The 25,119-nt window shown below is 24.7% G+C and carries 26 protein-coding genes and 4 pseudogenes; 6 read left to right on the top strand and 24 right to left on the bottom strand.

Annotated elements, in window-relative coordinates; translation table 11 throughout:
- Positions 1–122: 122 nt before the first annotated feature.
- The 6 genes and pseudogenes from BN7997_RS15795 to BN7997_RS09560 all read right to left on the bottom strand — a co-directional run.
- A pseudogene (locus tag BN7997_RS15795) lies at positions 123–455 on the bottom strand (transposase); the annotation flags it as partial.
- Positions 410–607 (bottom strand): annotated as a pseudogene (locus BN7997_RS09540) (adenylosuccinate synthetase); the annotation flags it as partial. The pseudogenes BN7997_RS09540 and BN7997_RS15795, both read right to left, overlap by 46 nt.
- A gap of 383 nt (positions 608–990) precedes the next feature.
- On the bottom strand, positions 991–2,454 hold the full coding sequence (locus tag BN7997_RS09545; RefSeq protein WP_071119372.1) for an IS1182 family transposase: 1,464 nt from the start codon (positions 2,452–2,454) through the stop codon (positions 991–993).
- 97 nt (positions 2,455–2,551) lie between these two features.
- Complete coding sequence (locus tag BN7997_RS09550; protein ID WP_071120567.1) at positions 2,552–3,277, bottom strand: YwaF family protein; 726 nt, start codon at positions 3,275–3,277, stop codon at positions 2,552–2,554.
- Positions 3,278–3,543: 266 nt separating this feature from the next.
- Positions 3,544–4,071 (bottom strand): GNAT family N-acetyltransferase, encoded by a 528-nt coding sequence (locus BN7997_RS09555; RefSeq protein WP_071121404.1) that lies wholly within the window; start codon positions 4,069–4,071, stop codon positions 3,544–3,546.
- 25 nt (positions 4,072–4,096) lie between these two features.
- On the bottom strand, positions 4,097–5,434 hold the full coding sequence (locus BN7997_RS09560; protein WP_071120568.1) for an MATE family efflux transporter: 1,338 nt from the start codon (positions 5,432–5,434) through the stop codon (positions 4,097–4,099).
- An 82-nt stretch (positions 5,435–5,516) separates the two neighbouring features.
- On the opposite strand from BN7997_RS09560, the gene BN7997_RS09565 reads away from it, so the two are divergent.
- Complete coding sequence (locus BN7997_RS09565; RefSeq protein WP_071120569.1) at positions 5,517–6,287, top strand: MerR family DNA-binding transcriptional regulator; 771 nt, start codon at positions 5,517–5,519, stop codon at positions 6,285–6,287.
- A gap of 61 nt (positions 6,288–6,348) precedes the next feature.
- The gene (locus BN7997_RS09570; protein WP_071120570.1) at positions 6,349–6,690 is read left to right on the top strand and encodes a hypothetical protein; all 342 of its coding nucleotides are present in this window, start codon (positions 6,349–6,351) and stop codon (positions 6,688–6,690) included.
- Between the two features lie 151 nt (positions 6,691–6,841).
- Here the strand turns inward: BN7997_RS09570 and BN7997_RS09575 are convergent, their stop codons facing one another.
- From BN7997_RS09575 to BN7997_RS15800, 8 genes are all read right to left on the bottom strand, one after another.
- A complete protein-coding gene (locus BN7997_RS09575; RefSeq protein WP_071120571.1) occupies positions 6,842–8,782 on the bottom strand; it encodes a sensor histidine kinase in 1,941 nt (646 codons plus the stop codon).
- Positions 8,757–9,455, bottom strand: coding sequence for a response regulator transcription factor (locus BN7997_RS09580; protein WP_071120572.1), 699 nt, complete (start codon positions 9,453–9,455; stop codon positions 8,757–8,759). Before BN7997_RS09580 ends, BN7997_RS09575 begins: the two co-directional genes overlap by 26 nt.
- A 276-nt stretch (positions 9,456–9,731) precedes the next feature.
- Positions 9,732–10,208, bottom strand: coding sequence for a glutathione peroxidase (locus BN7997_RS09585; protein ID WP_071120573.1), 477 nt, complete (start codon positions 10,206–10,208; stop codon positions 9,732–9,734).
- Between the two features lie 124 nt (positions 10,209–10,332).
- The gene (locus BN7997_RS09590; protein ID WP_071120574.1) at positions 10,333–10,764 is read right to left on the bottom strand and encodes a MarR family winged helix-turn-helix transcriptional regulator; all 432 of its coding nucleotides are present in this window, start codon (positions 10,762–10,764) and stop codon (positions 10,333–10,335) included.
- A 425-nt stretch (positions 10,765–11,189) separates the two neighbouring features.
- Positions 11,190–12,059, bottom strand: a complete 870-nt coding sequence (locus BN7997_RS09595; RefSeq protein WP_071120575.1) for an Rpn family recombination-promoting nuclease/putative transposase — start codon at positions 12,057–12,059, stop codon at positions 11,190–11,192.
- A gap of 412 nt (positions 12,060–12,471) precedes the next feature.
- Entirely contained in the window at positions 12,472–13,668 is a 1,197-nt protein-coding gene (locus BN7997_RS09600) for a DUF4179 domain-containing protein (protein ID WP_071120576.1), read from the bottom strand.
- 12 nt (positions 13,669–13,680) lie between these two features.
- Positions 13,681–14,202 carry a sigma-70 family RNA polymerase sigma factor gene (locus tag BN7997_RS09605; protein ID WP_083335077.1) on the bottom strand — a complete coding sequence of 174 codons (522 nt, stop codon included), beginning with the start codon at positions 14,200–14,202 and terminating at the stop codon, positions 13,681–13,683.
- A gap of 281 nt (positions 14,203–14,483) precedes the next feature.
- Positions 14,484–14,951, bottom strand: coding sequence for a hypothetical protein (locus BN7997_RS15800; RefSeq protein WP_071120577.1), 468 nt, complete (start codon positions 14,949–14,951; stop codon positions 14,484–14,486).
- Between the two features lie 524 nt (positions 14,952–15,475).
- On the opposite strand from BN7997_RS15800, the gene BN7997_RS09615 reads away from it, so the two are divergent.
- A complete protein-coding gene (locus tag BN7997_RS09615) occupies positions 15,476–15,787 on the top strand; it encodes a hypothetical protein (protein WP_083335078.1) in 312 nt (103 codons plus the stop codon).
- A 240-nt stretch (positions 15,788–16,027) separates the two neighbouring features.
- Here the strand turns inward: BN7997_RS09615 and BN7997_RS09620 are convergent, their stop codons facing one another.
- The 3 genes from BN7997_RS09620 to BN7997_RS09630 all read right to left on the bottom strand — a co-directional run bounded on the left by BN7997_RS09620 (position 16,028) and on the right by BN7997_RS09630 (position 17,879).
- Positions 16,028–16,822: a permease prefix domain 1-containing protein gene (locus BN7997_RS09620; RefSeq protein WP_071120579.1), complete on the bottom strand. Its 795-nt coding sequence runs from the start codon at positions 16,820–16,822 to the stop codon at positions 16,028–16,030.
- 3 nt (positions 16,823–16,825) lie between these two features.
- On the bottom strand, positions 16,826–17,155 hold the full coding sequence (locus BN7997_RS09625; RefSeq protein WP_071120580.1) for a PadR family transcriptional regulator: 330 nt from the start codon (positions 17,153–17,155) through the stop codon (positions 16,826–16,828).
- Between the two features lie 421 nt (positions 17,156–17,576).
- Entirely contained in the window at positions 17,577–17,879 is a 303-nt protein-coding gene (locus tag BN7997_RS09630) for a hypothetical protein (RefSeq protein ID WP_071120581.1), read from the bottom strand.
- Between the two features lie 427 nt (positions 17,880–18,306).
- Between BN7997_RS09630 and BN7997_RS09635 the strand changes: the two genes are divergently transcribed.
- Complete coding sequence (locus tag BN7997_RS09635; protein WP_071120582.1) at positions 18,307–19,113, top strand: 3'-5' exonuclease; 807 nt, start codon at positions 18,307–18,309, stop codon at positions 19,111–19,113.
- Positions 19,114–19,282: 169 nt separating this feature from the next.
- Positions 19,283–19,561 carry a hypothetical protein gene (locus tag BN7997_RS09640; RefSeq protein WP_071120583.1) on the top strand — a complete coding sequence of 93 codons (279 nt, stop codon included), beginning with the start codon at positions 19,283–19,285 and terminating at the stop codon, positions 19,559–19,561.
- A 121-nt stretch (positions 19,562–19,682) separates the two neighbouring features.
- Here BN7997_RS09640 and BN7997_RS09645 read toward each other — a convergent pair whose 3' ends face one another.
- The 5 genes and pseudogenes from BN7997_RS09645 to BN7997_RS09665 form a co-directional block, all read right to left on the bottom strand.
- On the bottom strand, positions 19,683–19,982 hold the full coding sequence (locus tag BN7997_RS09645) for an aspartyl protease family protein (protein ID WP_071120584.1): 300 nt from the start codon (positions 19,980–19,982) through the stop codon (positions 19,683–19,685).
- Positions 19,913–20,233, bottom strand: a complete 321-nt coding sequence (locus BN7997_RS09650; RefSeq protein ID WP_071120585.1) for an Rpn family recombination-promoting nuclease/putative transposase — start codon at positions 20,231–20,233, stop codon at positions 19,913–19,915. Before BN7997_RS09650 ends, BN7997_RS09645 begins: the two co-directional genes overlap by 70 nt.
- Positions 20,234–20,775: 542 nt before the next feature.
- Positions 20,776–20,910, bottom strand: a pseudogene (locus tag BN7997_RS16040) (IS256 family transposase); the annotation flags it as partial.
- A gap of 339 nt (positions 20,911–21,249) precedes the next feature.
- A complete protein-coding gene (locus tag BN7997_RS09660) occupies positions 21,250–21,615 on the bottom strand; it encodes a DUF3796 domain-containing protein (RefSeq protein ID WP_071120587.1) in 366 nt (121 codons plus the stop codon).
- Positions 21,616–21,965: 350 nt separating this feature from the next.
- Complete coding sequence (locus tag BN7997_RS09665; protein ID WP_071120588.1) at positions 21,966–22,223, bottom strand: hypothetical protein; 258 nt, start codon at positions 22,221–22,223, stop codon at positions 21,966–21,968.
- 403 nt (positions 22,224–22,626) lie between these two features.
- Here BN7997_RS09665 and BN7997_RS09670 point away from each other — a divergent pair, with 403 nt between their 5' ends.
- A complete protein-coding gene (locus BN7997_RS09670) occupies positions 22,627–22,992 on the top strand; it encodes a zinc ribbon domain-containing protein (protein WP_071120589.1) in 366 nt (121 codons plus the stop codon).
- A 404-nt stretch (positions 22,993–23,396) separates the two neighbouring features.
- Here the strand turns inward: BN7997_RS09670 and BN7997_RS15275 are convergent.
- Together BN7997_RS15275 and BN7997_RS09680 are read right to left on the bottom strand one after the other, a co-directional pair.
- Positions 23,397–23,912, bottom strand: a pseudogene (locus BN7997_RS15275) (transposase); the annotation flags it as partial.
- A 60-nt stretch (positions 23,913–23,972) separates the two neighbouring features.
- Positions 23,973–24,794: a nitroreductase family protein gene (locus tag BN7997_RS09680; protein ID WP_071120591.1), complete on the bottom strand. Its 822-nt coding sequence runs from the start codon at positions 24,792–24,794 to the stop codon at positions 23,973–23,975.
- Positions 24,795–25,119 lie beyond the last annotated feature (325 nt).

Consider the following 25,119-nt stretch of genomic DNA (forward strand, 5'->3'; position numbering starts at 1 on the left):
CTTCAGATTGTAGACAAAATAGCCATTTTTAACTTATATAAAATGGCTATTTTCTTTTTTATAAAGATTTTTAGTGATAATATACTAAAAATAGGCGTGAGCCTTAGATTATTGGATGTATCTTTCCACATCCAATTAGCTAATTTTTTTAGATTCATGCATGAGAAAATAAGACTCACCTCCATCTCAATTTTCGACAAGCCTCTTAATTTTGTATATCTCATACCATGTTTCTCTTTTGCATCTGCAAAAACTCGTTCAATTGTTTCTTTACGTTTACTGTAAACTTTTTTTACATATGGCTTATGTCTAAGATGATCAGCTTCTTCTAAATAATTTTGCCATATATGCCTTGTAACTAACTTTTGTTTATTTTTACTATTAGTGCAAATATTTAAGTGTTCACAAGATTTGCAATCACTTGGATTTGATTTATACTCTCTATAGCCATCTCTATTANTTTCTTTCCATCAACAACTAATGTATGTCCAGCATTATTTCCACCTTGACCTCTAATTACTACATCAGCTTGTGTAGCAAGGTAATCTATAACTTTACCTTTTCCTTCATCTCCCCATTGAGAGCCTACAACTGCAACTGTCTTCATTATAATTCACCTCTATTTTTCGATTTTCGAACACTTTACTTATACATTTTATCAAATATACGTATTATTTTCAAACTTTTTTAATGTTATATAGTTTTTAATATGTGCTTTTCTGTCATATTTAAATTTTTATCTTTAATTTGTATAATTTTTATATTATCTAAACTATTTTTCCCATTATAGTTTATAAGATGTATAACTTATTCTGTAATTATATTTAATACATAAACTTTGTATATATTCTGTTCTTCAATACAGTACTAAACTATTTTTAAATAAATTGACTTTATTGCTTATCTATATAATTTTTGGATATATATATTAAATTTGCATCCTTCTATGAAATTAATTTTTATAAATAAAAAGCAAGCTATAAGCTTGCTTCAGATTGTAGACAAAATAGCCATTTTTAACTTATATAAAATGGCTATTTTCTTTTTTATAAAGATTTTTAGTGATAATATACTAAAAATAGGCGTGAGCCTTAGATTATTGGATGTATCTTTCCACATCCAATTAGCTAATTTTTTTAGATTCATGCATGAGAAAATAAGACTCACCTCCATCTCAATTTTCGACAAGCCTCTTAATTTTGTATATCTCATACCATGTTTCTCTTTTGCATCTGCAAAAACTCGTTCAATTGTTTCTTTACGTTTACTGTAAACTTTTTTTACATATGGCTTATGTCTAAGATGATCAGCTTCTTCTAAATAATTTTGCCATATATGCCTTGTAACTAACTTTTGTTTATTTTTACTATTAGTGCAAATATTTAAGTGTTCACAAGATTTGCAATCACTTGGATTAGATTTATATTCTCTATACCCATCTCTATTGGTAGTTGAATATTTTAAAATTTTATTATTAGGACAAATATAACAGTCATAATACTCATCATATACATATTCATATTTCTTAAAAAATCCTTTTTTAGTCATAGGTCTTTTATATGGAATAGCAGGAATTATACCATCATCTAAAATAGTTTTACAAATATAAGGAGTTATATATCCAGCATCTATAGCTATCGCTGTTGTATGTTGTTTACTATTATTTTTTATCTTTTGATATAAATCGGAAAAAGCTACGCTATCATGTATGTTACCAGATGTAATATGAAAATCTAATATGAAATTATTGTTATCACAAGCTGTATGCGCTAGATATGCGAAGCATTTTTCTTTTTCATTTTTGAAGAACATGCCACTATCCTTATCTGTATTACTCTCTATTTTTTCCTTTTTTTTTACCTCTTCATTTTTCACTTCACATAATGGACTTTTTCCATGTTTTAATCTATCTTCATTTATCTCTTTTTCTAGTTTTTCTTGATAATGCTTAGCTTGAATATCTACCTCTACTTTAGTATATTTTTTCTTATTAGCACTAGCTTTTATATGTGTTGAATCTATATAGATATTAGAAGAATCTACAAATCCACATTTTGTAGCTCTCGCTAAAATTTCTTTAAATATTGATTCAAATAAATCTGTATTTTTAAATCGTCTTTCATAGTTTTTATTAAAAGTTGAGAAATGAGGAATTTTTTCAGTTAATGAGTAACCTAAAAACCATCTATACGCTACATTTACTTCTATTTCTCTAATTGTTTGCCTCATTGAAGGTATGCCAAATAAATATTGAATTAAAACTATTTTTATTAAAACAACAGGATCTATACTTGGAGCTCCTAACGGAGAGTATAAATCTTTTACTTTATCATAAATAAAACTAAAATCTATTGCATTTTCTATTTTTCTTACTAAATGGTTTTCAGGAACCAATCCATCTAATATAACATTTATTTCATCATCTCTAAAATTTTCTTTTCTTATAGTTAACATATTTATCACCTCATAAAGAGTATTGACAAAAATAAAAGAGCGTAGACTTTGTCTACGCTCTGACTAGAAGAATAATATCTTCTAGTTTTTGCCTTATTTATGCGTAAAGTTTCATTAAGTTTGTGTTGTTCTTTTGTTGTCTATTCATTAATGAATTCATAAAAACTATTAATGCATTAAATATAGCTATAATTATAAGCCCATATACTACCGGATGTAAATCATTCCCTATACCAATAGGCGATACTCTCATATATCCATAATTAGAGCCTATAATATGATTAAATATAAACATTGATATATGATATATGTTAGTGAAGTATATAATTATTTTAAGGTCTTTTTTACTAAGTTTAATGCATTCAACAAATATACAGTAAACAGAACTCCAAAGAAGGAATAGATGACCTATAAAGAAAGAAATTTGAGTTATATGAGGAAATACAAATGGGTCTAGCACTGGATATACTAATGCAGATACTGCCCCTATTAACCCCCATATAGAACCTATTTTTTTACAAATGCTTTTATTAAAAAATAAACCAATACCAGTCAATATTATTGCTATTCTACAATGATATAATGGTAGACCTTCTGTTAATAACTTATATCCAGATCGTAAATACCATGTATATAAGATAATTTGTTGTGCTAATAACACTATACCTAAAATTCGCTCAAATTTCCTACTTACATTCATTCTCTTTAGTATAAATACGATACCTAAAATTCCTATAAATAATATGGTTATATGTGCCAATCCGAATATATTAAAATCACTGTATTCGGTTGCGTTTCTAAATAAATATTTCAAAAAATCCACTGTTTTAAACTCCTGTTGCTATTCATTAAAATAGTTTTGCTATGTAGCAAAAACTATTTTTATTTAATTTATGTTGTTATGTTAAACTATTTGGTTGTTATTATAAACTATAAAAATAACTTATGTATATCACTAGTAATTTTTATAATTAGTTTGTAATATTAATAAGTTCATTATTTTATATAATCAGTATAAAGTATACCCCTATGGTATAGTCAAGGATATTTTATGAATTCTATTAAAAATAGGAGCATATGCTCCTATTTTTATCTCATTATTTTTTCAAATCTAAAGAAGTCTTCTCCACCTGGTAATCCTTCTTCATCTGGATTATGATACTTTTCACTTAAATACTCTACTATTTTAAATCCACACTTATTAACATAAAAATGAATATTACGTTTTTCAAAGAATGGTGTATGAGTTTCCCAAACTTTAGTTTCTGGATACTTTTCTTCAATAGCTTTCCAAGTTTTATATCCAATACCTTTACCACCTTTACCTTTAGCTATAAATAAAAAGTCTAAAGAGTTGTGTTGTGTTTCTTCATTTATAGAAACTACTACTCCACCCACTTTACTACCATTTGATAGTATATGATATATAACTGCTCCAGGAGCGTTAAAACTTTTTTCTATCTCTTCATCATATGGAATAGGTCCAGCATCTACAGAGCCAAACTCTTCTATTACTGCTACTGAAAATGATTCTTGTAAGTCTTTTTTAAATTTATATAGTTCATCTTCTTTTACAAGTTCTAATGTGACTATATTTTCTATATTATTATCTTTCATACTTCTCTCCTTAAATAAGTTTAAATTAATTATTTTCAAATTCTTCTTTAACACATTTTCTCCAAAGTATAAATGCTATAGCTACTGAAATTATTCCACCTATACTTGGTGCGATAAATATTCCATAAACTCCTATAGCCTTAGTTAAGACTACAATCAGTATTAAAGGAAGTATAACTGATTCTACCAACATTACTACTATAGATTCAGTTGCTTTTTCAAGTCCAGTTAAAAAGCTACCTACAGTCATAGTAAACCATTTAAATAAATATGATGGCGCACTTAATAGTAATGCTATTTTACCCATATATATAATATCAACATCTGATTTTGAAGAGAATAATCCAACTAAGAAATCAGGGAATATAAATATTATAATCATAGTTAAAATTGAAATAGTAAATCCAACTATACAAGTTATTTTGAAAAACTGAGTTATACGTTTATAATCTTTAGCACCATAATTATAGCTAATAACTGGAAGTATTGAATCTATCATACCAAATAATATTGGTGATATTAATGCATCTATATACATAACAATTGAAAATGCCGCTACACCTACTGGACCACCATAATAAAGAAGAAATCCATTAGTTATAATTGCCATAATAGAGTTTGATATATTGCTTAAAAACTCAGAACTTCCATTATATATAATGTATAAAATCTCTTTTACATCTACTTTAGGTTTTGTAAATCTTAATGTAACCTTTTTCATAATAAAGGGATATAAGAAAATTAAAGTTCCTATAAACATACTTAAAGCACTACAAAGTGCAGCATATTCTATTCCTAATTTAAAGTATCCAATTAAAATTGCATCTAATATAATGTTAAGTATTGATACAGCTATATTTATCCACATACTCATATTTGCCTTACCACATAATCTTAAATAATTATCTAGTGCAAAAAATGGTGCTATAATAGGTAGTGCTAAAATAAATACATATGCAAATCTATATGATAAAGTAGCAAGTTCTTTATCTTTAATTAAAATAAATATAATATCTTTAGCAAAAACTAAGCTTAATATCATAAAAATACTATCTATAATAAACATAAGTAAAAGAGCAATTGAAAAAATATTACTTGCCTCTTCTTCCTTTTTTTCACCTAGTTTAATTCCTATTTTTACAGATGCTCCTGCTGCTATCATATCTGAAACTGCAAATACTATCATTATAATTGGAAAAACAAGGTTTATAGCTGCTAAACCTTTACTTCCTATTACTTTTCCAACAAACATTCCATCAGCCATCATATAAATAGATGAAAATAACATGCTGACTAAACTTGGAATTGCTAGTTTAACAAATAATTTTTTTGGTGGAGTTATTCCAAAAAGTTCTTGATTCATCATTCTCCTCCTTTGACATTAACACAATAAAACTCTATAATAACTATAAAGTATACCCTTATGGTAGAGTCAAGGAGATTTTATGAAAAGTAAATTATTAACTATAGGAGAGCTTTCAAAAAGAACTGGATGTAGTATAAAGTCACTTAGATATTACGACTTAATTGGACTATTAAAACCTGTATATGTTGATCCTAATAGTAATTATAGATACTATAACTTTGAACAAACAAGAATGGTTGAGTTAATACAAATATGTATTAATTTATCTATACCTTTAAAAGAAGTAAAGGATTTGGTATTTAAAGATAATAATAAAATTGATTATATACAATTAATAGAATATGGAAAGAGAATTACAGAAGAAAAAATATCTAGTCTTAATGATGATTTACAATTTTTAAATTTTTTACAAGATGATATAGAAAGAATAAATAGTTATAGTGATTATGAGTCAAAAGAGTTTAATTTTGATGAAAAGTATTACTATACAATTCCTTTGTATGAAGATGAAATGAATGATAATTTTTATAAGCTTCTAGATGTTATGTTTAATGAGTGTTTTAGTAAAAAATTATATATTAAACCTGATTACGGTGTAATTATCAATATAAAAGATGATGTAGTTACTAAGTTTGTTGCATGTGAAGTTTATAAAATAGATTCTAATATTGAAAATATAATTAAAGTTAAAGAAGGCACTTTTTTATGTAAAAAAACTAGTTCATTTAATTTTGATGATATTTGTGATATGTTTTCTGATGTAGGTTGTAGGGATAAGACTATTATTATAAGTCCTGGATATAATTATGATTTTTCAAGTCCATATTTTGAAGTAAAATGTACTGTATAAACATAATTAACTTTGTAATATATAGTTTGCGAGGAGATATTATTTTAGGGGGGAGAATTATATGGAGCAAAATATAGGTATATTGTTTGTAGTTATTGGTTCTTTATCAGCAAGTATAATGATATTAGAAAAAAACTATATGTTTGGAATAGATCGTTCTGTAGATAAATTTAATAAAAAATATAACGTAAATATAGATAACGCTACATATTGTAGGTTTGAAGGTATTCAACGACTTAAGACTACAAAGAGATTATTGATATTAGAAGTAGTATATTTTTTATTTGAAATAAAAGATTTGAAAATGATAATAATAATGATGGTTACATATTTGATTATTGACTTAATTTTATACAATGTAAGGAGAAAGAAGTTTATAAAGGAACTTAAAGCTCATATATAAAACATACCCAAATATTAAAAATAGTCTAAGGAGTTAACCTCAGACTATTTTTTATTATATCTACGTAAATATTAAGCTTAGTGACTAATGTAATCATCTAAAATATCTAATAAGCTTCTTGAACTTTATAGTTAATAATATACAAAATATACTACATATTAAAATCTATATTAACAATAAATAAATCCCCAATAATATCTACTTTTAATTCTCCACCTTGTGCTTGTACAAGCCCTTTTGCTATAGCAAGTCCAAGTCCAGAACCTTCTGTATTTCTTGATAAATCGCCTCTTGTAAACCTTTCAGTTATTTCATCTGGGTCGAAATTAAGTTGATGCTTAGATATATTCTTAAAACTTATATGTACTTTTTTATCACTTTCTACTAAGTCAATATATACTCTAGTTTTCTCTAAAGAGTATTTTAATATATTAGAAATTATATTTTCAAAAACTCTAAAAGTCTTTTTTCCATCAGCTAATATATACACTTCCTTATTAGGTGTATTCACTATAAAATCTAATTTAGATTCATTTATATAGTCTTCCATTTCTACTAATGTTTGAGTAAGTAGCTGATTTATATCATTTTCTTCTAAATTTAATTCTATGTTATTACTTCCAATTTTAGATGCTTCAAATAAGTCTTCTATTAATATCTTAAGCCTTTGAGACCTTTTATCTAAAACTTGTACATAATCTTTTAAATGTTTTGGTTGAATATCTTCTTTTTTCATTAAACTTATATAGTTAATAATAGCTGTAAGAGGTGTTTTTAAATCGTGAGATACATTAGTTATAAGTTCATTTTTCATTCTCTCACTTTTTAATCTTTCTTCTACTGCTATATTTATAGTTTTTCCTATTTCATTTATATCCTTTACTATATCATCAAACAATAAATCTTTCTTTATTTCTATTTTGTGTTCTATATTTCCATTTTTTATTTTGTCTATTCCATTTCTTATTTGTTCAATTTTATTTACTTTATCTTTTATAATAAAAATTGATATTACACTTAAAGCTATACTTAATAATGGAGCAGTATAAACTGAAAGTTCAAATAAATCATAATTAGAATGAAAAGTAAATACTATAATAACTTGTATTATTACTAATGGTATAAATATCCATACATATTTAATTATAGTATAAATTTTTTTATTATTCATTTTTAAACTAGTCAGTTTAACCATTAGATTATGTGCATAATCTTTAGGATGTATATTATTTTTCCTATTTTCCTCTAATATTTTAAAACCAAAATAATATATTAAGTACAGTAAACCTGTATTAATAAAATAATACCATATACTCCATCCATAAATTTTAGATTGTAGTAAAGATATTAAAAAAGCAAGTGATATAAGTAATATATTTTTTAAAATATTATTTAAACTATCTTTTTTACTTAATTTTTTATTATCTAGTATAAGCATAGCTAAATAAGGTATTATAAATGTTATTAATGCTATTATTTTAGAGCCTATGAAAAAGATTGCATCTTCAATATTTTTAACAAATTCCTTATATTTTACATATAGAGGTTCATTATTATTAATATCTTTCATCCTTGCTATGTCTGAAGTAAAAGGAATTGCTATATATGTAGTAACATCTTCTTTTCTTGTTTGAGCTAGATTACCAAAATTGTTTGTTGATACCCTAACTTTATCATTATTATCATTTAGTAAGTACATAGTTTTATCTTTAAAGTTAATTTCATATACATTATGATAAGACTTTGTAACTGTTTTTAAATACTTATCAATATCAGAAATATTATTATAGTATACTTCTTTACTATCATTGTTTATTACAAATACATTTGCTGTTGTATAATTAGAAATCATATTCTTACTTTCAGTTTTATAATTAAGCATTTTTTCACTTGCATTATCTCCTACTACTGTATATACAGATTGTGTTGCTATTTCATATAAAACTTGTTCTAATTCATAACTTTTATAAAAGTCTGCATTAATATAGTTCATATAAAAATCTTTCATATCTATATTAGCACTAATTATAGTTATACAAAAACATATAACTAAAGCCACTAAGTTTTTATTTTTTATCAATTTTATATCCAACTCCCCACACCACCTTTATATATTTTGGATCTTTAGGATTTATCTCTATTTTCTCTCTTATTCTTCTTATATGTACTGCTACTGTTCTGTCACAGTTGTATCCTGGCTCTTGCCAAATACTTTCATATATTTGCCTTGATGAAAATACCCTTCCTTGATTTTTTAGTAGCATTTCTAAAATCTTATATTCTATAGGGGTTAACTTTACTACTTCCCCATCTACGCTAACTTCTTTGCTAGCATTATCTAGAACTAATGCTTCATATTTTAAGACTTCTAAACTTTCTTGTTTAAAGTTTCCAAGTGAAATATAGCGTCTTAAGTTAGACTTTACTCTTGCTACTAGTTCTAATGGGTTGAATGGTTTTGTTATATAATCATCTGCACCCATGTTAAGCCCTATTATTTTATCGCTATCTTCTGTTTTTGCTGATACTAGTATAATTGGTATATTTTTTTCTTCTCTGATTTTTAATGTTGCACTTAGTCCATCCATTCTTGGCATCATAATATCCATTAAAATTAAGTGAATTTCTTTTTCAAGTAAAATTTCTAGAGCTTCTATTCCATCATAAGCCTTATATACTTTTAGTCCTTCATTTTTTAAATGTATTTCCATAGACTCAACTATGTCTTTATCATCATCAACTAATAATACATTCCCTTTTATCATTAATCTCACCTCGCTTTTTATTTTACCATTTTTATACATATATTGTTTATATTTAGTAGTATAGATGTTATTTTTTAATATAAAGTGTATGATTTATTAAGATTTTATTAAGATTTATGATAAATTTTTGTAAACTAGATATTTTGTTATAAATAAATTTACAATAAAAACAACCATACCTTAGTATTTTCAATAATATAAGGTATGGTTATTTATCTAATTTTATATAATTTGTTAGTTTCTTTTATAATATTGTGCTAAATTTACTTACTATGCTTATGGTAATAATTTTTCTATATCTTTTCTTATCTTTTTAGGATTTGTAGTCGGTGCAAATCTATCAACAACATTACCTTCAGAGTCAATAAGGAATTTAGTAAAGTTCCATTTTATTTCATTGTTTAAAATTCCTTTTGCATTATTTTTTAAATATTTATATATTGGATGTGCAGACTCTCCATTAACATCTATTTTTTCAAACATTGTAAATGTAACTCCATAATTTATAAGACAAAAGTCACTTATTTCTTTGTTTGAACCTGGGTCTTGATTGGCAAATTGATTACAAGGGAATCCAAGTATTTCAAAACCTTTATCTTTATAGTCCTTATACATTTGCTCAAGTTCTGCTAATTGTGGTGTAAATCCACATTTACTAGCTGTATTAACAACCAATAACACCTTTCCTTTGTATTCGTCCATTTTAACTTCTATACCATTCATTTTTTTTGCAGTAAAATCATAAAATTTCATAATATATCCTCCAATATTTTAATTTATTAAAATTTAATTTAATTCAATTAATTAGTGTATAAAATAGGTTATCTATATAATCAAAGATGCAATTCACTTTAAAAAGTGAATTTATCATCTTTTATTATACAAAACTTTTTAGTATTTTATCTAAATAATATTTAAACTGAACAGCATCTTCTTCAGATATTTTAAATTGGCAAAATACTCTTTCTGGAACTGTGATGGCTTCATCTTTAAGTTTTCTTCCAGTCTCAGTAAGTTCAACAATTACTACTCTATCATCTTCTTTACTTCTATACTTTATTATAAGTCCCATAGACTCAAGTTTTTTAAGTACAGGAGTAAGAGTTCCTGAATCTAAATGAAGTTTTTTTCCAAGTTCTTTAAATACTATTTTTTCTTCTTCCCACATTACAAGCATTGCAATATACTGAGTATACGTAAGATTAAGCTGATCAAGATAAGGTTTATATAATTTTATTACTTCTCTTGATATTGCATATAATGGAAAACACATCTGATTTTCTAATTTTAAAATATCGTATTTGCTCATAGCAACCTCTTTCTTGTGATTATTTCAATCAATCAAAATTTAATTTAATTCAATTGATTTGTCTTTATTATAATTAATCTTTTTTTAACTGTCAATACATAAAATTAATATATTGCTAGTTAATTATTCTATAAATTATTAATCATTTTTTCTAATTCAGAAATTTTCTTATTCGTTGATTTATTTTTTTATTACAAATATTATAAGAACTAATATTGAAATTACAGTAATTAAGCTTGGTATAAATCTATCTCTTAATTAATAATTAAATAATTTCATACTTTATATGTTCAATAAAACAGATATTTTTAAATACACACAGAATTCAATTTGTAATATATAACAATTGTGAATGTATCTATATTATATTATTTATTTAGTAGTATATTTAAATATTAAAAATAGTCTGAGGAGTTAACCTAAGACTACTTTTTTAATGTTTCTGTTCTTAATTTTTTTATTATATCTACATCGATATTGAGCTTAGTAGCTATTGTATCATCATCTAAAATATCTAAAAAGCTTCTTGCACTTTCTAATTTACCTTCAAATAATCCTTGTTTTAATCCTTCTTTTAGTCCTTTTTCTTTGGCATTTGCTAATGCACTTATTTCATCTCTTAAAGACTTTTCTCTTAGATAGTAAAGTTCTCTTTCTTTTGAGTTTCTGCTAAGTCTATATAATTCATCTTTAGCTTCTCTAATTTCTTTATTACTCATTTCTAATTTTCTAATTACTTCACTTTCTGGATCTCTTAAAAACTCTACCCAACCCTCTAGTAAATCAACTATTTCTTCAGTGCTTTCAAATCTTTTTAGCTTAGGTATTTCTATAAAGTGAATTTCTTGTAAATCTGTTAATTCTTCATTTGTTTCTATTTCCTTTAACCTATATCCATTGTGGAATCTGTCATTTTTTAAATATTTAAAATCTAGTATATTTATACAAACTGTTCTACTCAATTTATCATATCTATCGCCTTCTGATAATTGTTCTTCGTAAAGCTTACTCCAATAATATAAGCTTCTTTGTATCATATTGTATTCATTTTTTAATTGTATTTCTATATTTATGATTTCTTTATTGCTTGTCAATGCTTTTACATCTAATCTAGAAAATTTATCTTCTATATACTCTTTTTCTAAGTCTGAGTTTTTTATTTCAACTGATACAATAGGCTTTTTTGGTTTAAGTACTGCATTTAAAAATGATATTAAAATTTCTGGGTGTTCTTCTGATCCAAAAATTTTTTTAAATACAAAATCTATTTTAGGGTTTAATAAAGTTCTTCTCATTTTTTCACTTCCTATATTTTATATTACAATAATTATACATTATATTTTTATAGTAAACAAACTAAAATCATAAACTATCATATTCAGTATGTAATAATTGTAAATTTATCTATAATCGGTATATTTTCTAATACCTTAGTATACAATAAAAAACCTTCAGATTTGTTGAATATTATTCAAAATTTAATATCTTTTTTATAATATTAATAAATACTGATTTTATATATCAAAAACTATCTACTGTTACCAGAAGCATTACTGTAAATTTTTTGCTAACATCTAATAAAAAAAGCGTTACCGTAGAATTTTCTCTGGTAACGCTAAAATTTTCTTAAAAAAGCCATTTGAGTTCCATAATACTTTTTTTATATAATTTGTTCGTAGTATATTAATATTGTTTATAACTTATTTTTTATTTATTAATTTCTATTTCTATAGATTTGTCCTCAAATACCAGTGTCTTTCCTTTTTGATAATGAATAATAGTAGGAACTAATTTAATATATTTTGTATCTTTATACGAATTTATCAGTTTCATCTCAAAGTTAGCTTTATCAATTTTACCAATATATGAATCTGATTGAATAGATACCCATCTATACTCTTCTCCTTTATCATTAAATACTTTGAACTCTATACTATATCCATCTTCATTTATATATGAATAATCTAATCCTAAATAGATAGGAGATATACTAATATTATCTACTGATACATTTATTTTTCTATCATCTAACTCTAGATCTATATCTTTATTTATTTCATAATTAGTTGATGCATTTATTAAGTCTTCTCCTTTTATACTTACATCTACACTCCAATCTCCTTCTACTACTGCACCATAACTACCTTCACCTGTTTTTGATTCTTCGTCTGTATACTCTGATTCAACTATATGTAACTTATTAATTTTTATTTTAAAGTTATACATCTTATTTATATCAATATTATTTGGAAATTGATTTTCATTTACTTTTTCTAAATAATGCTCGTCTTTATCACTTTCTATAGCCTCTATGGATTGTTCTATTAACACATCTGTAGTTTTATCATCGTTTTTATCATTTGAGTTTGGAGCTGAATTATTAAAATATGTTCGTTTAACTCCATCCACATAAATTTCTGTGCTATCTGCACCTAATGATACTCTAGTTTCTTTATTTCCCCATTTATCAACAGACCAATCTTTTTGTTGTTTTTGTGTAAGATCTTCAAAAGGATTAAATTTAGTGTCATCAATATTTGCATCTATTATAAGTTTTCCATCATCAAGCATAATACTTTTAAATAAAATTTTAATATTTTTATCTTCTACTGTTTTATCTATGTTATAGGTATAGTCTTTAACTTCCTCTTTTTTCAAGCTAAAAACTTCATCTATTGTATACCATATAGATTGAACATGTGCCCATACATTTTCATTTAATATAACACTACTACCTAATATTACAGCTGATGCAACTGCTATTGCATTTCTATAAGAAGGCTTTCTATTTCTTAACTTTTTCTTCATCCTCTGTTTAATATTATCATTATTATCAAACTTTACTTCTTCATATTCATCTATATTTACTTTAACATCATTTAATATTCTATATTTATCCTTCATAATTAAACCTCCCTATTTACACATATTTTCTCTAATTCTTTTTCTACCTCTAGATAGTCGGTTATATAAATTAGATACTTTTGTATTACTCTTTAATGCTATAGTCTCTAAATCTATATCCTCTAAATAATGCTTTACAAATAACTCTCGGTCTTTTTCATTTAAATGACTTAATATTTCTTCTACTTCTTCTTTTGTTTCTTGCTTTACTAAATCTTTGTCTATATAATAGATTTCATCTGTCATGTCTAATGTTTCTACTTTAGCTAGATACTTTCTTTTATAGTCAATGGCCTTGTATTTTGCTATAGCACATATCCAATTTTTAAATTGGTTTTTGTTTTTATCAAAGCTTTTAATGTTGTCCCATATTGATAAAAGTACATCATCTATACATTCTTCTTCATAATTTATTAACACTCCTAGATGCTTTCTAACTACAGATGTAAGTATTCCTCTGTAATTATCTATAAGAAGTTCCATTCCTACTTCTTTTTTCTTTTTTATGTATTTAATTATTAACTCATCTTGCAAGTTTGCTTCCTCCTTCTGTAAAAGCTTTTACAATTACTAATACGATAAATTATATAAATTTCTATCAATTTATTTTAATTTTTTATTTTTTTAACAAAAAATAGGAGCATAAGCTCCTACTTTAATTCATAATTTATAAAAATTTTGAATGTATCTATATTGTAACATTTATTTAGTATGTTTTTGTTACTTTGTAATCAAAAAATAGAGGCATATAATTCTCTCTCTTTATTTAGTAATATATTTAAATATTAAAAATAGTCTGATGAGTTAACCTCAGACTACTTTTTTAATGTTTCTGTTCTTAATTTTTTTATTATATCTACATCGATATTGAGCTTAGTAGCTATTGTATCATCATCTAAAATATCTAAAAAGCTTCTTGCACTTTCTAATTTACCTTCAAATAATCCTTGTTTTAATCCTTCTTTTAGTCCTTTTTCTTTGGCATTTGCTAATGCACTTATTTCATCTCTTAAAGACTTTTCTCTTAGATAGGAAAGTTCTCTTTCTTTTGAGTTTCTGCTAAGTCTATATGGTTCATCTTTAGCTTCTCTTTGTATATAATTATTTATTATTTCTATTTCTTCATTAGTCGGTTCATCTTCTTGTATATTTTTCCATAGAGTATCTTTTTGTCTTTTCTTTTTTTCTTTTAAATATTCATAAAAATCTAGTACTTCTGCTAAAATTATATCATCATCTTCATTTTCTAAAGCTTGTATTATCATTTTTTCTAGTGGAGACATATTTATCAACACCTTTCGTTCTATTATTTATTATTTAATTATATATTTTTGTATTTACTTTATCTACTAATTTTATATTATATTTCTTAACTTTTTAGCAGTTTTCTCTTCATTATCAAAATTAATACCTACCGTTACCAAAGAACCAAAACCATAAACTTATTTAAAATTAGAGGTAAATATATCTTATTTTCCTCTAATCTCACACCTATTAAGACTTTTCCTAAACTACGATAACACCCTTAAAAATCATTGAAATATACACATTTACCCCGTTGCCAGAAGCGTTACTGTAAATTTTCTGGTAACATCTAATAAAAAAAACGTTACCGTAGAATTTTCTCTGGTAACGCTAAAATTTTCTTAAAAAAGCCATTTGAGTTCTATAATACTTTTTGGCTGTGTTAGCTAACTTCGTGATTAATCATGTATAATATAATTAAGTTCGTAATTGTTATATAATTCGAACTAACATATTATATAGAATCTAAGTTATATGAATATTTTTATTTGGAGGGGATAGTGTGAAAAAAAATAAAATTGGAATAGGTTCACTTTCTTTATTATTATTTATCGTTGGCTGTTTATTCAGTTTTACATTTAATGATATCTGTATAGGAGATAACATCTTGACTTATATTGGTCTAAAAGCATGGTCTAATGGAAATAGTGGAAATCATTATACAATATTTTATTCTCTATTATTTTTTATTCCATCACTAATTTTTGGTTATAAATTTAAAGATAACTTTGGCTCAAAAGTTGGGAAAATACTATCTACTATTATGGTAATAATGATAATAGTAAATTCGTTATTTTTCACTACCATTTTATAAATCATAATTTTAATATAATACGAACTACTTATAACAAATTAAACAACTATACCTTAGAACTTGAAATTTCTAAGGTATAGTTGTTTTTTTATCCTAATTATCACGAAGTAAGCTAACAGAGCCTACTTTTTTTATATAATTTGTTCGTAGTATATTAATATTGTTAGTTAAATACATTCATCAAAATTAATTTTATCAATAGGTCAATTTACTTATTATTTTTTGTACTTAATTGCAATATCAAATTAAATTATTTTTTGTTAAAGAAGTTTTAAACTTTAATATAAAATAACTTACAAGAGAAAGTACTCCCGTTATAAGTGAGACTTGAATTAATGCTTTTGATTCAAAGTAAAAGAAGTATTCTGAAAAAATATTTGGATTTATTATATTTCCGCTCTTATCTAAAAAATCTTTTCCATCATATCCCAAATATTGGGTATATGCCTTTGTGCTGTTATAATCTAATTCTTTTTCATACACAGTTTTTGCATTTACTCCTGATGAACTTAAACTAGTGTTTCCATCCTCCATATCTGCTACATGTAATCTAAAAGCTTTAATTTTCCTATACTTATCTTCATTAAGTAAACTTTCAAGTTCTTGCCTATATTCATCAACCTTTGTCATATCATATTTTTGAGCTAATATTCTTATTTCTTCATCAAATGATTTACCTAACTCATTTCTATTTTTTTGTAGGCTATCACTGTAATAGTACATTAATCCAAAAGTTAAAAATGCAAATATACTTATAAAACATACTATCTTTCTAATTCCTTTTATTATAGATTTATGATTATCTAGCGATAAAGAAAGTTCTTTTATTATACTATGTAATTCCTGTTTCATTTCTATACCATCATCAAATTTTTCAATTGCTTTTTTACACGCTTCCTCATCATTCAATCCCTGCAACTTTAAATCATTCACTGATTCTATAAGATGATCTCTCATTTCCTGTTTTAACTCTAAAGTACTTTTATTATTATCTTTTTTATATAGTGTGTCTAAATATTCATCGATTAGTTTCATTGATTATTCTACCTCCCCTAAAAATTGATTCATGACACTTTTAATGAATCTCCACTCTTGTTTCTTTAACTCTAAAAATTCTTTCCCCTCATCGGTTAAATTATAATATTTTCTTTTACCACCTGAACTCTGTTCATTACTCCAGTAAGATTTAATTATATTCTTAGACTCCATTCTTTTAAGTGCAAGATACATAGTTCCTTCTTTTAATTCAAATTCACTTTTTTCTCTTACTTGTTTTGCAATTTCATATCCATAACAATCTTTTTCATTTAATATGGACACAATCAAAGTATCAATATGTCCCTTTAATACTTCTTTACTTAATTCCATCACACCACCACCTTGTATTATAGAGTACTTATGTATATTATCATATACTACTCTATAATGCAAGGTAGTTGTTAAAATTAAGTAATACAAATATCCGTATATTAGTTTTTAATCAATAAATACTAATATACAGATATTTAATTAAATAATATTGAATACATCCTTAGTTCGTATGATATAACAATTGTGAATGTATCTATATTGTAACATTTATTTAGTAGTATATTTAAATATTAAAAATAGTCTGATTAGTTAACCTCAGACTACTTTTTTAATGTTTTATTCTTAATTTTTGGCTATGTTAGCTTTCTTTGTGATAAATATGATATAAAAATAACCACACCTTAGATTTTCAATAGATTGAATTCTAAAATGTGGTTACTTTTATAACTTACTATAAATAATTCGTAATATATTAATATTATGCATTTTCTACTATATCATATTTAAAACATGTGTCTTTTATTGCTAATAAAAAACCTAAAACTAAGCCTTCTTCAAAAGAGTTAATATTTAATACTATCTTTAGCACAACAGTTATCAATATTGCCAAAATAAAACCTAAAAAACTCAAAATACTCCTAGTTTTATTAGTTAATTTATTTAAGTCTTTTCGTATTACATTAAATACACTCCACATATTGTTATTTAATATATTCAATAAAAAGCTACAAATTAAATTTGATAATGCTACTCCTATTATTGTTGATACTACTCCATCCATTCGTCCCTTCACCCCATTTTACATTATATTACAATTACCAACTTGATTATATTATACAAAATATTTAATTATTTTCCAATTATAAAATAGTTTCATTAATTTGAAGTAAAGCTGCTTATTATATAAAAAACTACTATAAGTAATGAAAAATATAATACCTATAAAAATAGATAAGAATAAAAGAATTGCGTAAACTACCCCTACCATAATCTACTATAGATGCTCTAGATAAAAATTAAACCTCAATATAATCTTAAATTAAAATACTAGAGACTATTTAACATACACAGTTTTAAAATACAATTATATAATAATATTATAGTTTTTATTTTAAGGAGGAGAAAATTAACGTGAGTAATTGTAACTTTAATAATTATATAACTTTAATAAATAAAAAGTATCTCCTAATGATGATGAGCTTTTTGATTTGCTTGCTGAAATCACTATTAAAGAAGATTACTTAATCGCTTTATATAAGGTTCAAGTTTGTGTAGATATGCTTAATGACTCAAGAAATTTATCAACTTTTATGTTTAATCATTATCTTACTGAGCTAAAAGACATTTACTTACCTAAGCTAAAAGAAAGTGAACAAAGAAATTTAAATATTTGCAGAACACCTTTATATGAAATTGATCAATATGTAAAAGAAAAATTAGTACAATATGAAAGAAGATTAAAAAGAGAAGAAAAAGAATATAGGGATAAAAGAAACTATGTGGTTTTTGACTTAGAAACTACAGGGCTTTCCCCTATTAATAATGAAATTACAGAAATAGGTGCTGTAAAAGTAATTGATGGTAAAATATCAGATACCTTTGAGATGTTAGTAAAACCTAACCAAAAAATATCTCAAAAGATAACTGATATAACAGGCATTACAAATGAAATGGTAAAAGATAAGCCTCCTATTGAAGAAGTTTTACCTAAATTTATAGAATTTATAGGAGGACTTCCTTTAGTTGCTCATAATATTGAATTTGATTATGGATTTTTATGCGAAAATTATAATCGTGTTTATAAAAAAGAATTTAAGCGTAAAAAATCTTGTACTATGAAAATGTATAGAAAATGGTATAAAGAGCAATATGATGAGAATGCTCCTTGTTCTAAGTTAGGTGATGTAGTACTAGAGTTATTAGGTAATGAAGAATATCTTTCTTATCTTTCTAATTCTCATAGAGGTTTAAATGATGCAGAATTTACTCAAAAAGTTTACGAAAATTTAATATAGGGCTATATTTTAACATAAGGTTAAAATTAGTAAATTTTAAATAATGGCTATGTTTTAAATGAGTGTTGAAAATGATACAATATAATTAACTTAGCAATTGTTATAAATTGTGAACATAGTATAAAGTAGATATACTGTTCAATTGAATTAAATGGGAAGGGGGATTATATTGAAAAGTCTATTGATATATATTGGGTTAATATTGGGAAATATATTAGTTTACATCTACTTAGGAGAAAATGTTTTACTTGTTACAGTTATTATTTCGTTGGTATTAGCTATTTTAAATCATATAAATAATCATGAATATATTTGTAATAATTGTAAATCTAAATTTAGAATAAAGTTTTACCAAATTATATCTTTTCATGCAGGAAACTATCGTAAGTTAAAGTGTCCTGTGTGTGGAGTAGTAGGTTTGGCACAAGAAGTTAAAGATATAAAGTGATTATTGGATTATGCTAACATTACAATATTAATATAATACGAACTAAATTAAGAGTTGTATGAATAAATACAACTCTTGATTTATTTTCCATTATATTAAATTTTAGAATTTAACTTAATATTTATAACTTTAGTTTTAAATTTTTTAAATCTATAGACACACCAAGCTCTAATAATACGTCTAAACCTATTAAACCATTTATATTTCCATTTTCATCTATAACTCCAAAATCTATTTCTATATCTTTTAAATCCATTCCACATATTGAAATAGAATCTATTTTCTTTCTATATGCATAGTGCTCTCCACCAATTCCGTACATAGTTATAAATTTATCTAATGGGGAAGCACTTATTCCAATACTAGAAACAATATCTGGAGAAATAATANATAGTATAAACTTCTTTGTATCATATTGTATTCATTTTTTAATTGAATTTCTATATTTATAATTTCATTTTTACTTGTTACTGCCTTTACATCCAATCTTGAAAACTTATCCTCTATGTACGACTTATCTATATCTGTATTTTTTATTTCAACATCTGTTATATTATTTTTAGGTTTTAGTACTGCATTTAAAAATGATATTAACACCCCTGGATGTTTCTCTGAGCCAAATATCTTCTTAAATACAAAATCTATTTTAGGATTTAATAATCTTCTTTCCATATTAATATCTCCTTTTTATTTTTGATTTTATTATATCATATCTGTATTTTATTAGTATTATTATTTGGCTCTGTTAGACAATTGTGTGATTAATTATATAGAGATGGTTTATAATGCTGTGAATTAATGATAAGATGTAAAAAGTACACAATTGTTATATAATGCGAATAGGGGGGGTAGAAAAAAGAAGTGAAAATTATGGTGGGTGTATTGACGAAGCTACATATGACTTCTTATAGTTTTTCTGTTACAAGATATTTTTGATAAAAATATTTAAAATTTTTATATGTACAAATATGATTTTGGATTCTACATTAGAAATGTATAATCAGGATAATAATCATTATATACTCAGATGTAAATTTGAGAATGTCTATAGATTTGTGTAAATAAGATTTTTTATAATTTATATTACTGGAAATTTCAAATTCCAGTAATATTTTTTTATTTTTGAGAAATACTAATACTGGAATTCTTTACACAATTATTATGTGTTTAATTTAGTTATTTATACACTAAATTTTCCATAATTTCAAAAAAATTTATATTGTGTAAGAGTTAGGTATCCTTTCTCCAAACATAATTGTAAGCTGTCCTAAAGTAGACGCCCAATTTTGGTTTGGAGAGGTCCATTTCTCCATAATTTTCATGGTAGATAAATATAGTGATTTTCTTAGCTGTCTGTACGATTGGATATATTTTATCAAGTTCTCTANCATACATAAATCTTCTTTAGATGTATGATATACAAATCTATCACCTTTACATCTTACTAGCAAATCACTAGCTTCTTTATCATTATCTATTACATCAATTAGTGCTACTTCATCAATATATTTATAATTTCCATCAATATGTTCTTTTAATTTTTCTAATAATACAAATTTATTTGGGTGAAGTGTCCTTACTTCTGACCATTTCATCTTATCACAACCTTTAATTTTTTATAGATACCTTTATTATACACATTAATTTTCTTAATTTAAATATTATTACAGAATATATTTCGCATTATATTAATATTGTTCCTCAAATCTACAAGTTAAAAATGCCCATAAATTAGTTGCTATTGCAAAAGTAACTGATATTAATATTATCTGTATTTTAAAGCTTGATTCTACACTTATAGTTGATAATTTTACTAATATACTTAATACAAATGCTATAACAAAGCATATTCTATATGAAATTACACAAGCTCTGGATTTATTTTTCTTTAAAGATTCATTATCAATTTGTCCTAATTTAGCCCACCAAAAATATGAGAAATATCCTGCAAAACTAAACCAGAGTAAATTATAGGGATTACCATTTAAACCACTAAAACCAAAAAAACTTAGAAAACCCAAAAAACATAAAGTATACTTTCTTTCTTTAATCATAACAAATTCTCCTTTATCAATATAGATAAGTGATATTTTTATCTCTTTATATTACATATATATCACATTAACTTCTAACTTATGACAAATATACATAATAATACTAATCATCTAATCAACAAATTTCTATGAATCTATATGATATCAAATGTATCTTTATTTCGTATTATATAACAATTGTGAATGTATCTATATTGTAACATTTATTTAGTAATATATTTAGGCTATGTTAGCTTTCTTTGTGATAAGTATGAGATAAAAATACCCACACCTTAGATTTTTCAATAGATTAAATTCTAAGATGTGGTTACTTCTATAACTTACTATAAATAATTTATAATATATTAAATTTACGTACAAATACTAAATATATTTTTTATAAATATTAATGTAATCATAAAAAATATAGATAAGTCTATTATAAAATATACTTTGAGTTTTTTTGTATTCCTATATTCTTTAAAATGTACTGATATTCTTTGAGCAATTTGTATATATGCACCTATAAATATATATATAATATTATCTTTAAATAAACCTATTAGTATGATTATTAAACTTAATAAATCTAATATATTAAATTTATCTTTACTAAAAAAATTTCTCATGTTCCCCCCTATTTTTATCGTAATGTATAACAATTGCTAACTTAATTATATTATATAAAATATTTAATTATTTTCCAATTATAGAATAATTTCATTAATTTGAAGTAAAACTTCAATTGCTAAACATTTTATTTTAGCTCCTTTAAGTTGTATTATTAAAACTTATTATTTATTAAGTTAATATCATTAATACCATTTTCTATACTAATAAGTTTATTACTATCCAAACTCTTAATAAATTCAATATATTTACAAAAAAAGTTACATAATACACTAAATACAATGTAAGTATTGATTTAATGTTATAATATAGAAAAGTTATATAAAAGCAAAGGGTCAAATAAAAAAACTCATGATATATAATGATAATTGTGGATGAAATTACAATAAGGAGGTGAATTAATTGTTTTTTATAATGGGAGTAAGTCAAAATCAAAAGAAGCTAGACTTTAAACAATTAAACGTATGTAAATGTTGTGGAAAGTACTCTAATATAGAAGTATATATGACTTATTGGTATTTTATGTTTTTCTTCATACCAATAATAAAATGGAATAAGGAATATTACATAAAAACAAGTTGCTGTGAAAAAGTATCTAAAATAGCTCCTGAAATAGGAAGAAGAATTGAAAAAGGTGAAGAAGTAAATCTTAATATAGATGAAATAGATTTTGGACAAATAGAGGATAATGTAAAGATTTGTACAAACTGTGGATATACAACTGAAGAAGATTTTATATATTGTCCAAAGTGTTCAAATAAATTATAATAAATAGTTTATTAAAACATTAAAGCATTACACATTTGTAATGCTTTAATGTTTTATTTAATAGATAAATCTAGTTAGCACAAGGGAGAATGTCTATAGATTTGTTTAAATAAGATTTTTTATAATTTATATTACTGGAAATTTCAAATTCCAGTAATATTTTTTTATTTTTGAGAAATACTAATACTGGAATTCTTTACACAATTATTATGTGTTTAATTTAGTTATTTATACACTAAATTTTCCATAATTTCAAAAAAATTTATATTGTGTAAGAGTTAGGTATCCTTTCTCCAAACATAATTGTAAGCTGTCCTAAAGTAGACGCCCAATTTTGGTTTGGAGAGGTCCATTTCTCCATAATTTTCATGGTAGATAAATATAGTGATTTTCTTAGCTGTCTGTACGATTGGATATATTTTATCAAGTTCTCTACTTTGCCATTCGGCGGCAGCCTCTACAACCTTATCTGTTATCTTAGATATCATTGCAGGAGACACATCAATGCCATATAGTTCTTCCATTTCAGATTGGATATCTCTTACACTCATACCACAGGCATAAAGACCTATTATTTTTTTATCTAGTTCATTACATACAGTTTCATACTTTTTAACAACCTTCGGTTCAAATTGTGCTTTTCTATCTCTTGGTATATCTAAGCCAACTTCACCAAAACTACTTTCAATAGTTTTAGAACTATATCCATTCCTATAGTTTGGATTAATTTCATTATTTCTTTCATGTCTTTCTCTTCCAAGATGTTCTTACATTTCTACTTCTAATAATTGCTGTATAACATCTTTAAACAGCTTTTGCATTAATCCATTTTTACCAACTACATCTTCCATTGTTTTACATTTTCTTACTTCAGCTCGGTAGTCTAAATCTGGAATAATTATTTCTCTTTGATCTTTCATTTATTTACCTCAAAAAGTTTAATATGAATATTATTCCAAACTTACCAATTTTACATTCTCTTACATCCAGTTTATAACAGCATCTTTTCTTGGAACTGTTCTTTTGTATTTAACATCAGGATATCCTATTACTAAACATGATAATAATTCATCAGAACTATTTACACCAAGGAAATCTAAGATATGTTTATTGTCTTTAGCAGCAACTATTGAAAAACCACTGAAGAAAGTACCAAGACCTAAGGCGTTAGTTATAAGTTCCATATTTGAAGAAGCTAAACCAGCATTTACATTGTTTGGAGAAGCTACAAATATGGCAACTGGAGCATTGAAGAATATTTTATCGTTTTTAATTGGGTCTTGTTTATACATTTCATATGAATGAACCCACATTTTTGCATATCTTTCTAAATAAGAAGTTTCAGGTGTTAAATTAGCTAAAATTGCCTCACCTTTTACTTTTAAACTTTCATAAACTAAATCTCTAAGTTCAGCAAGTTTTTCACTAACTACTATATAAGAAACATCTTGACTGTTTGTTGAAGTTTGAGTAAATCTTCCTGCTTCAATTATTTTTTCTATTTTTTCTTTTTCAACTTCTTTATCTTTGAATCTTCTTACACTTCTTCTGAATTTTATGAAGTTAAGTAAGTTGTCAGCTTCCACTGAGAAGCTCTCTTTATCATAAGGAATAACTTCTTCCATATTATAATCATCAGTTGATACAGCTTCTACTGGACAAATAGCTATACAGTGACCACATTTGAAACATCTTTCGTTGTTTATTTCAGCCTTGTTATCTACTAAAGAAATAGCAGAAACTGGACAATCTTTTACACATTGTGAACAACCAATACATTTTTCTTTATTTACATTAAACATTACATTTCTCCTTTTTAATATATATAAGTAATTTGACATTTATATATATAAAATTTATAATTTTTTTTGTTATTAAAAATATTGAATAATATAACAATGAGATTATAACACTACTGAATGAATAATGTCTAATTGAAAATATTCATAAATATATAACTAAAAGTTATTGATTTTGGCTCTGTTAGACAATTGTGTGATTAGTTATATAGATGGCTTGAAATACTATGAATCAATGATAGAATATAAGAAAGTACACAATTGTTATAGAATACGAACATCATAAAAGCACTTATATTTCGAAGTGCTTTTTTCTAACCGAGAAACC

It is taken from the genome of Romboutsia timonensis (assembly GCF_900106845.1).
Lineage (GTDB): Bacteria > Bacillota > Clostridia > Peptostreptococcales > Peptostreptococcaceae > Romboutsia > Romboutsia timonensis.

What these genes read in the sequence shown, in the direction of transcription:
- BN7997_RS09620 (WP_071120579.1), bottom strand. Translation starts at nt 16,822, where the DNA reads ATGAAACTAATCGATGAATATTTAGACACACTATATAAAAAAGATAAT.
- BN7997_RS09585 (WP_071120573.1), bottom strand. Translation starts at nt 10,208, where the DNA reads ATGAAATTTTATGATTTTACTGCAAAAAAAATGAATGGTATAGAAGTT.
- BN7997_RS09580 (WP_071120572.1), bottom strand. Translation starts at nt 9,455, where the DNA reads ATGATAAAAGGGAATGTATTATTAGTTGATGATGATAAAGACATAGTT.
- BN7997_RS09565 (WP_071120569.1), top strand. Translation starts at nt 5,517, where the DNA reads ATGAAAAGTAAATTATTAACTATAGGAGAGCTTTCAAAAAGAACTGGA.
- BN7997_RS09545 (WP_071119372.1), bottom strand. Translation starts at nt 2,454, where the DNA reads ATGTTAACTATAAGAAAAGAAAATTTTAGAGATGATGAAATAAATGTT.
- BN7997_RS15800 (WP_071120577.1), bottom strand. Translation starts at nt 14,951, where the DNA reads ATGTCTCCACTAGAAAAAATGATAATACAAGCTTTAGAAAATGAAGAT.
- BN7997_RS09630 (WP_071120581.1), bottom strand. Translation starts at nt 17,879, where the DNA reads ATGGATGGAGTAGTATCAACAATAATAGGAGTAGCATTATCAAATTTA.
- BN7997_RS09660 (WP_071120587.1), bottom strand. Translation starts at nt 21,615, where the DNA reads ATGATTAAAGAAAGAAAGTATACTTTATGTTTTTTGGGTTTTCTAAGT.
- BN7997_RS09560 (WP_071120568.1), bottom strand. Translation starts at nt 5,434, where the DNA reads ATGAATCAAGAACTTTTTGGAATAACTCCACCAAAAAAATTATTTGTT.
- BN7997_RS09625 (WP_071120580.1), bottom strand. Translation starts at nt 17,155, where the DNA reads ATGGAATTAAGTAAAGAAGTATTAAAGGGACATATTGATACTTTGATT.
- BN7997_RS09590 (WP_071120574.1), bottom strand. Translation starts at nt 10,764, where the DNA reads ATGAGCAAATACGATATTTTAAAATTAGAAAATCAGATGTGTTTTCCA.
- BN7997_RS09570 (WP_071120570.1), top strand. Translation starts at nt 6,349, where the DNA reads ATGGAGCAAAATATAGGTATATTGTTTGTAGTTATTGGTTCTTTATCA.
- BN7997_RS09665 (WP_071120588.1), bottom strand. Translation starts at nt 22,223, where the DNA reads ATGAGAAATTTTTTTAGTAAAGATAAATTTAATATATTAGATTTATTA.
- BN7997_RS09595 (WP_071120575.1), bottom strand. Translation starts at nt 12,059, where the DNA reads ATGAGAAGAACTTTATTAAACCCTAAAATAGATTTTGTATTTAAAAAA.
- BN7997_RS09600 (WP_071120576.1), bottom strand. Translation starts at nt 13,668, where the DNA reads ATGAAGGATAAATATAGAATATTAAATGATGTTAAAGTAAATATAGAT.
- BN7997_RS09680 (WP_071120591.1), bottom strand. Translation starts at nt 24,794, where the DNA reads ATGTTTAATGTAAATAAAGAAAAATGTATTGGTTGTTCACAATGTGTA.
- BN7997_RS09555 (WP_071121404.1), bottom strand. Translation starts at nt 4,071, where the DNA reads ATGAAAGATAATAATATAGAAAATATAGTCACATTAGAACTTGTAAAA.